Raw genomic sequence first — 7,333 nt, forward strand, 5'->3', positions numbered from 1 at the left:
ACGGCAAGGTCCAGATCAGCAGACCTAAGCACGGTCCCCTCATCCCTGCCCACAAGATTCACGCCAGATCCCTCCCAGTCAGATCGAACATTGTTGATTGTAACGAGTGCAAATACCAATTGAGTCAAAGCTATAGGAAGGACAGGGCCTGCGAGGCAGGGCTTCCTTCCAGGTGTGACCCGCGTCGCGTCTGAGTCGGGCATGCTGTTTACCGAAGTTATTCGATACACAATGACGCGAGACGGCTCGTTCATGGCGACGAGGGGGCGCAAGGATTTCTAGCCGATGGACCTTGTTTTGAACGATTTATTGACTGCGGGCGTGAGCGGATACTTCGCATAAGCGTCCTGCAGGCCTCGCGATGTGACCCTTGACACGCAGGCAAAGGCGGCTATTATCGAAATAACTCAATTCTATGCTGCGTCAGTTTTAGACCCACCGACCCTGATCCGTGGGCGTGGGAACGTGAGCAGCCATCCGAGCTCCAGTCGAGCCTCTGAGATCCAACGAAAGGTAGGAAAGATGAGTCGCATACAGCCGTTTTCGCGTCACGCAATGTCCTCGTGCACCGAGATCGAAGGGAACGCACAGATGAAAAGCAGGAAACGGACAGGTGGTATCCGCGGATGGTGCGTCGTGGCGGGAGCCGCTCTGGCCTTAGTCTTGGCAGGCTGTGGCAGCAGCACCCCAAGCACTTCGGTTGAGTCCTCAGGCAAGGTTGACACTGTGCTTCCGATGCCTAACCTCCAGGGGCAAACCATCGTCATCAATACCTACGGTGGAACATATGCAGACGCTGTGAAGAAATACGCCGTCACACCCTTCGAGGCTGCGACCGGAGCGAAAGTCACGCTGACCACGAATTGCTGCAGTACGTTCGAAACTCAGATCAAAGGTCAGCAGTTCGCAGGCGACGTCATATTGGGTGCCGACTACGGCCCCATGCAGGCGTGGGGCAACGAGGGGCTTCTAAAAGCAGATCCACGTCTGGCTCAAATCGGGAAGGCACGCGGTGTCGATCCCGATTACTACCAGTCGAACCTTGTCGGGATTGGCTTCTACGCTTACGTCTTGGCGTGGAACACCAAGTATGAGAACGACCACCCAACTTCATGGGCCGAATTCTTCGACACCACGAAGTTCAAAGCAACCCGTGGTGTCTACAATCTTCCGAACGCGAGCTTGGAGATCGCAGAGTTGGGTGCTGGGACGCCCGCGTCCAGCCTGTACCCGATTGACACCGATAAGGCGCTGTCGACCTTGACCAAGCTGCGCAGCCAGTCGGCGCTCCACTTCTGGAAGACTGGCGCCGAAATTCAGAACCAGCTCGGGACCGGAGAGATCGCATACTCGTTGGCGACAAGCGGTCGGATGGCGACAGCGATAAAGGCCGGACTGCCAATTGGGATCACATTCAACGGGGGCCTCCTGACTGGTAGCGGAGCAGGAATTCCAGCTACGGCCAAGAACGTTGATGGCGCCGTCGCGTTTGTCGATTTCTTCATGCGGCCCCAGGTCCAGGCGGGCATGGCCAACGACACCGGCAATGCCCCGGCCTACTCAAAGGCTGTGGACCTAGTCGACCCGAGCATGCGAAAGTACATGGTCACGGATCCGTCGAACCTTAGCCAGACAACGAAGATAAACAACGATTGGTGGCTGAAGAATCAGAACACCGCCGCCGCTGCCTACACCAAATGGCTGACTCAAGGCTGAGCCGCAGTGATACAAACTGAACCCGCAAATCGTCCCGTTCTTCTCGAAGACCGCAGGCGCGCACCTCGCTTGAAGAACGTCATACTGTTCCGTCGGAGCGGGCTTTGGCTAGCCTGGCTCCTGGCTGGGGCATACCTGGTGCTCGGCCTTGCAATACCGCTTTTCATTACTTTGCAGAGCAGTGTAGGCGTCGATCCCATTTGGCGCGCCTATAGTGACCAGCTCGCCTCCGGGACTATTCTTACCATCCTCGGCAGAACGCTGCTGCTGGCAGCGCTCACGACAGCAATTACCGCCATCACCGCTTTTCCAGTCGCTTATGCGATGACACTTATGGGGCCCCGGCTCCGTACGATTACCCTGGCGTTGCTCGTGTTCCCCCAGTTGACGTCATTCCTCGTCAGAAGCTATGCGTGGATCGGTCTGCTAGGTGCCAACGGCCCGATCGTCGGGACACTGAACTGGCTTGGAATCGACGTCACAACCCTCAACTACACGGCGGGCGGAGTTCTACTGGTTTTGGTCAACGTGTTCCTGCCGATCATCATCCTGACCTGCTATGTCTCGATGTCCCGCATCGACCCGTCCCATCTGCGGGCCGCGCGGACTCTGGGAGCCAACCATTTAGAGAGCTTTTGGCGGGTTTACGCGCCCCAGTCCAAGTCCGGCCTGATCTCGGGGGCCGCTCTGGTCTTCATTAGTAGCGCTGGGATGTATGTGACACCCGCGTTGATCGGTGGTCCGGCACAGACAACAGTGGTTACCCTGGTAGTGCAGCAGGTTACCCAAGGATCGTATGGACTGTCGCCGGCTTACCCGTCTTCACTCGCGGTTATCCTAACCGCGGTCGTCGGGCTCGTGCTCATACTCACCGCCAAATCCGTCGGACTAGGCCAAGTTCTCGGATTGAAGACAGCCGAGAAGCAACGGAAACGAAAGACCAACCAGCGTCCTCGGGATTGGAAAACCAACACGCGAATCTGGTCTGTACTGCGGAGAATCCCTGCTGGTTCCGGCCATCGCCACCTGCTGGTCTCCGTCATAGTCGTTGCGGCCGTTATCCTTGTCGACGGGCCATTCATTTACCTCATTGGCATGTCGTTCCAGCCGCTCCAGTTGCTGGCTTTCCCCACCGGAAACTGGTCAACAAAATGGTATGAAGCGGTCTTCACGGACCCCTCTTGGGGTCAGGCCGTCCAATTGTCAGTACAAATCGCCCTGATGTCAACGGTCATTGCTCTCGTAATTGGCAGCTTCCTAGCACTGCGCACGACTCACCTGCGGGCCTTCGCCCGTGGCACGGTTATGGCAACTGCGCTGCTCCCGCTGATTGTTCCTCACGTCATGTATGCCACCGGGATCTACAGTGTTTTCACCCAGTTTGATCTAATCGGTTACTGGCCAGCGATCGCTGTTGTTCACAGTATCCTGGCGCTGCCATACGTTTACGTAAACTTCGTCAACGGACTGAGTTCGTACGACCAGCGGTGGGACCAAGCCGCCTATTCGTTAGGCGCATCGCCGTGGCGGCGGCTTCGAAAGGTGACACTGCCACTGCTAAGACCGGCGCTGATTACGGGAGCTTTCTTGGCGGTGCTGCTGTCAATCGACGAATTCACCGTCACCCTGTTCATGGGGGGACTGACGTTCCAGAACCTGCCATTGAAGTTTTGGAGTGACGCCCAGGAGAACCTCAATCCTGAGCTTGCTGTGATTGGAGTGCTGCTGACTGCATGCACCATCGTCATCGCAGCACTGGCCGGCGCGGCGACATATGCGACGCGTCGTGCCACGAAGACCCATCGGAGCGCATCGTGATCGAACATGTCACCGCCATACCGCTCTCTTCCAGGAAGGACGCACCCCCCGTGTACAAAGGCGATGCAGACAGCTATCTTGTATTCGATAATCTAACCAAGACCTACGGCAACTCGACCGCGTTGCACGGTGTCTCACTGCGGGTGCGGGACGGAGATTTCGTCTCGATTCTGGGGCCAAGCGGTTCGGGAAAATCCACTCTGCTAGGTATCCTTGCCGGATTCGTCGAACCGGACTCGGGTCAGGTCAAACTGGCCGGTCGAGACCTCGTTGGCGTGCCAGCAGACAGGCGTAACCTCGGTGTGGTTTTTCAGAACTACGCACTTTTCCCTCACATGACGGTGCAGCAGAACATCGCGTTCCCTCTTGAAGCACGGTCCGTTCAGCGCGATGAAATCACAAAACGTGTTGCGCGTGCGCTTGAGCTGGTCGAACTGACCAAATTCGGCGATCGTAAGCCGGCCGAATTGAGCGGAGGTCAGCAGCAGCGTGTCGCGCTGGCGCGGGCGCTCGTTTATGAACCCCCGGTCCTTCTACTCGATGAACCCCTCGGTGCCTTGGATCGCAGGCTCAGAGAGGCCATGCAGGTGGAGCTGAAAGATCTCCATAAGCGAGTCAAGAGTACCTTCCTCTACGTCACACATGACCAGGAGGAGGCTCTCGCGATGTCGGATGTCGTAGTCGTCATGAGTCAGGGACGGATCGAACAGATCGGCTCCCCCGAGGAAATCTATGATCGACCTGTTTCTCGTTTCGTTGCCAATTTCGTTGGGGACTGTAACGTGGTCGACGGGATCCTGGAACCTGGCCCTCAGGGGTGGCAGATACGGGCCGGGAAAGATGGGATTCTGCTGTGGTCTGGCCGCGACAAACCTGCAGACGGTGCCTCATCTGTGGCCATCCGTCCGGAAAGGCTTGACCTCGTTGAGGAACCGGGTAATTCTGTAAACTGCATTCAGGCAATCGTTGAGAGCCGTCGCTTCGCGGGCAGAGAGGTCGCTTGGCAATGTAGCAGTCCGCTCGGAGATCTCATTGTCCGCCTTCCTCGTACGTTCAATGATTCCCGCAAGCGAGGAATTGACGACATCGATGTGGGTTCGATGGTGACCTTGAGTATTGACGTCGACCGGACTCATGTATTGGGTCTCGAGGCAGGCCCATCGCCAGCACTTCGGGCTGTCGAGTCGGCTGTATCTCCGTCTTAGGTCTAGATCTGTAGAAGGCGTAGTCCGCTCGGCCAATGCCCTGACAGAGGAACACTTCAGCGGTGACACCTGTGTGACGAGGAATACCCCTAGGATCAGGCCATCGAGTCCGCGGCTGAGCGTGTCCGGGCAGACCCATCGTGGTGAAAATTCCTACCGCCAGATGTTCGGAGGACGCCCTGGACTGGTATCGATGAGAAAGTGGCTGCCCGAAGTGGCGGGTAGCCCGATTCGGTACTGGCGATCCACATTGTTGGGACTACGCTTCCAAGGCCGGGCTGGGTGACTGAACTGCTCCCCGAAAGTTGGACTGAGAATTCAGTTCTGACTTACGGGGAGCAGTTTCATGTTAAAAAGCAGTTCGTTGTCCGAGGAGCAGCGCGCGGCCGCGGTAGCGTTGTTTGAGACCGGTTGGGGCGCGAAGTCCGTTGCCGCAAAGCTCGGGGTGAGCAAGCGGGCCATAGGCCGGTTGTATGACCGGTGGAGAGTTCGCGGAGGTACAACGCTAGTGGCCAAGCCAACCAAGCGGCAGTTTTCGTTTGAGTTCAAACTCGCTGTTGTGCAGCGGTTTCTGGCTGGAGAGACCCAGGTGGCCTTGGCGCAGGAGTTCCAGCTGTCGTCCCCGATTCTGATCAAGAAGTGGGCAAGCCTGTATCGGAATGAAGGTGAAGACGGTCTGCGTCCGAAGCCCAAGGGCCGCCCGAAGTCGCCTTTCGGGGCGCCGTCGCAGCCTGAGTCAGAACTGCAAAGGTTGCGCCGTGAGAACGAGCGCTTGCGGGCAGAGGTGGCGTTCCTGGGAAAAGTGCAGGCCTTGAGGGACGAGGATCGGCGGTAAAGGTCCGCGCCGTCATCGCTCTCAAGGCCGAACACCGCCTGGAATTGCTCCTGGACATCGCGGGCATTGCCCGCTCGACGTTCTTCTATCACCAGGCCCGGCTCCAGGCCCCCGATCCGCAAGAGGCTCTCAAGCGCGCGGTCACGGAGATCTTTAAGAAGAACCATGGCAGGTACGGGCACCGACGGGTCCACATCGAGCTGGCCAACCAAGGCTGGAGGACCGCGAAGAAGACCGTGCTGAAGCTGATGCGGACGCTCGGGCTGGTCTGCAAGGTCCGGCGGAAGAAGCGCTACAACTCCTACCGCGGCGAACAAGGCGCCGTCGCTCCGAACGTGCTCAACCGGGATTTCGAAGCCACCGCCCCGAACCAGAAGTGGGTGACGGACGTGACCGAATTCAGCGTCGGCGACCGCAAACTCTACCTCTCACCTGTCATGGACCTCTTCGACCGGCAGATCATCTCGTACACCCTCGGCATCTCGCCGAACCTGGAGCTCACCAACACGTCGCTGAGTAAGGCGTTAACGACCCTCAAGGACGGTGAGAAACCGCTGGTCCATTCCGACCAGGGATTCCAGTACCAGCATCACTCCTGGCGGAATCTCCTCAGCGCTGCCGGAGCGGCCCAATCAATGTCACGCAAGGCCAACTGCTACGACAATGCCGTGATGGAACTTCTTCGGCCATCTCAAAGAAGAACTCTTCCACCGTGTCCGGTTCATCAGCACCCAGGCACTGACAGCGGCACTTCACGAGTACATCAGCTGGTACAACACCGAACGGATCTCGACAAAGCTCGAGGGCCTGAGTCCGGTGCAATACCGTGCCCAGGCCCTCGCGGCTTAGGATCTCACTTAGCCAGTCCAACTTTCGGGGACCAGTTCAGGGAACATAGGTACCAGTTACGTGGACCGCTGGTACCAAATCGGGCTTTCCGCCATGTGGCCCCGAGCGCGGGCTGACCGCACTGCCGTGATTGTCTCTCGGAGCCCTCGAACACGGGGAGTAGATGTCTGTCGCGGCCCGGACCGGACGGCAGCGAGCCGATCATTCTTTGCACTTCGGGTGCGTCGGAGAGGTCGCCGACCTTAGCTTCCCGTTCCCTCCCAACGCCCAACTCGGTTTTCTGGTTCATGCATTGGCCCGCAAGCCATCTGTGTGAACATTCCTCAACGTCGGCTTGGGCTGATGTTGCTGGTCGGGGCACCAGCGTTGTTCCTCATGAGCCCGCACGAACTCCTGCAGCGCCAGGAGCTAGCCAACTTCCCGGCTGGCTGACGACAGCTTCTACACTCGGCGCTGCGCTGGACCCTGGGAGGGAAGCAGAGTCGCCGGACGTTTCATTTAGGCCTGCAGTGGATGTTGACCGTCACATGGGGGAGTCAGCCCCTGCTCAGCGGGAACTTGATCCTTCGAGTGCAAATGGAGCCAAGGGCGATCTTCCTCGAACCATACGCTTACATGGTCCTCCTCGTGAATGGCAATCCGTCCCCGGCCGCTGTCGAGCCACATCCAAAAGATCGACGCGTCCGGGGAGACGAGGTCCACCGTGCCGGTGGTGAGGTTCTCATTTTCCCGTTGAACGAACACTCTGTCGTCCGTGTTGAGGAAAACCCAATCATCAGGTGAAAGTGGACGCCTGCCAACAGGCGCAGTGGGCTTCATTGGGATGCAATCCTGGTTACCAGCCGCGTTGGGCGAGGCGGTGGGGTTCGGGGATTTCCTCGACGTTGATGCCGACCATGGCTTCGCCCAG

General features: G+C 58.3%; 5 protein-coding genes and 1 pseudogene. All 6 read left to right on the forward strand.

Translation table 11 applies throughout. The features are described 5' to 3' along the window. Positions 1 to 591: 591 nt before the first annotated feature. Entirely contained in the window at positions 592 to 1,716 is a 1,125-nt protein-coding gene (locus tag AC3WJU_RS21985; RefSeq protein ID WP_492260861.1) for an extracellular solute-binding protein, read from the forward strand. Between the two features lie 138 nt (positions 1,717 to 1,854). Then, on the forward strand, positions 1,855 to 3,534 hold the full coding sequence (locus AC3WJU_RS21990; RefSeq protein ID WP_492260862.1) for an ABC transporter permease subunit: 1,680 nt from the start codon (positions 1,855 to 1,857) through the stop codon (positions 3,532 to 3,534). Then, positions 3,531 to 4,739 (forward strand): ABC transporter ATP-binding protein, encoded by a 1,209-nt coding sequence (locus AC3WJU_RS21995; RefSeq protein ID WP_492260863.1) that lies wholly within the window; start codon positions 3,531 to 3,533, stop codon positions 4,737 to 4,739. The genes AC3WJU_RS21990 and AC3WJU_RS21995 overlap by 4 nt, the downstream gene beginning before the upstream one ends. A gap of 346 nt (positions 4,740 to 5,085) precedes the next feature. Further along, positions 5,086 to 5,214 (forward strand): annotated as a pseudogene (locus tag AC3WJU_RS22000) (helix-turn-helix domain-containing protein); the annotation flags it as partial. A 33-nt stretch (positions 5,215 to 5,247) separates the two neighbouring features. Continuing rightward, positions 5,248 to 5,574 (forward strand): helix-turn-helix domain-containing protein, encoded by a 327-nt coding sequence (locus AC3WJU_RS22005; protein WP_332602350.1) that lies wholly within the window; start codon positions 5,248 to 5,250, stop codon positions 5,572 to 5,574. 44 nt (positions 5,575 to 5,618) lie between these two features. Continuing rightward, a complete protein-coding gene (locus tag AC3WJU_RS22010; RefSeq protein ID WP_492260864.1) occupies positions 5,619 to 6,539 on the forward strand; it encodes an IS3 family transposase in 921 nt (306 codons plus the stop codon). Positions 6,540 to 7,333: the final 794 nt, after the last annotated feature.

This window comes from Arthrobacter sp. FW306-1B-F12A (assembly GCF_058781865.1).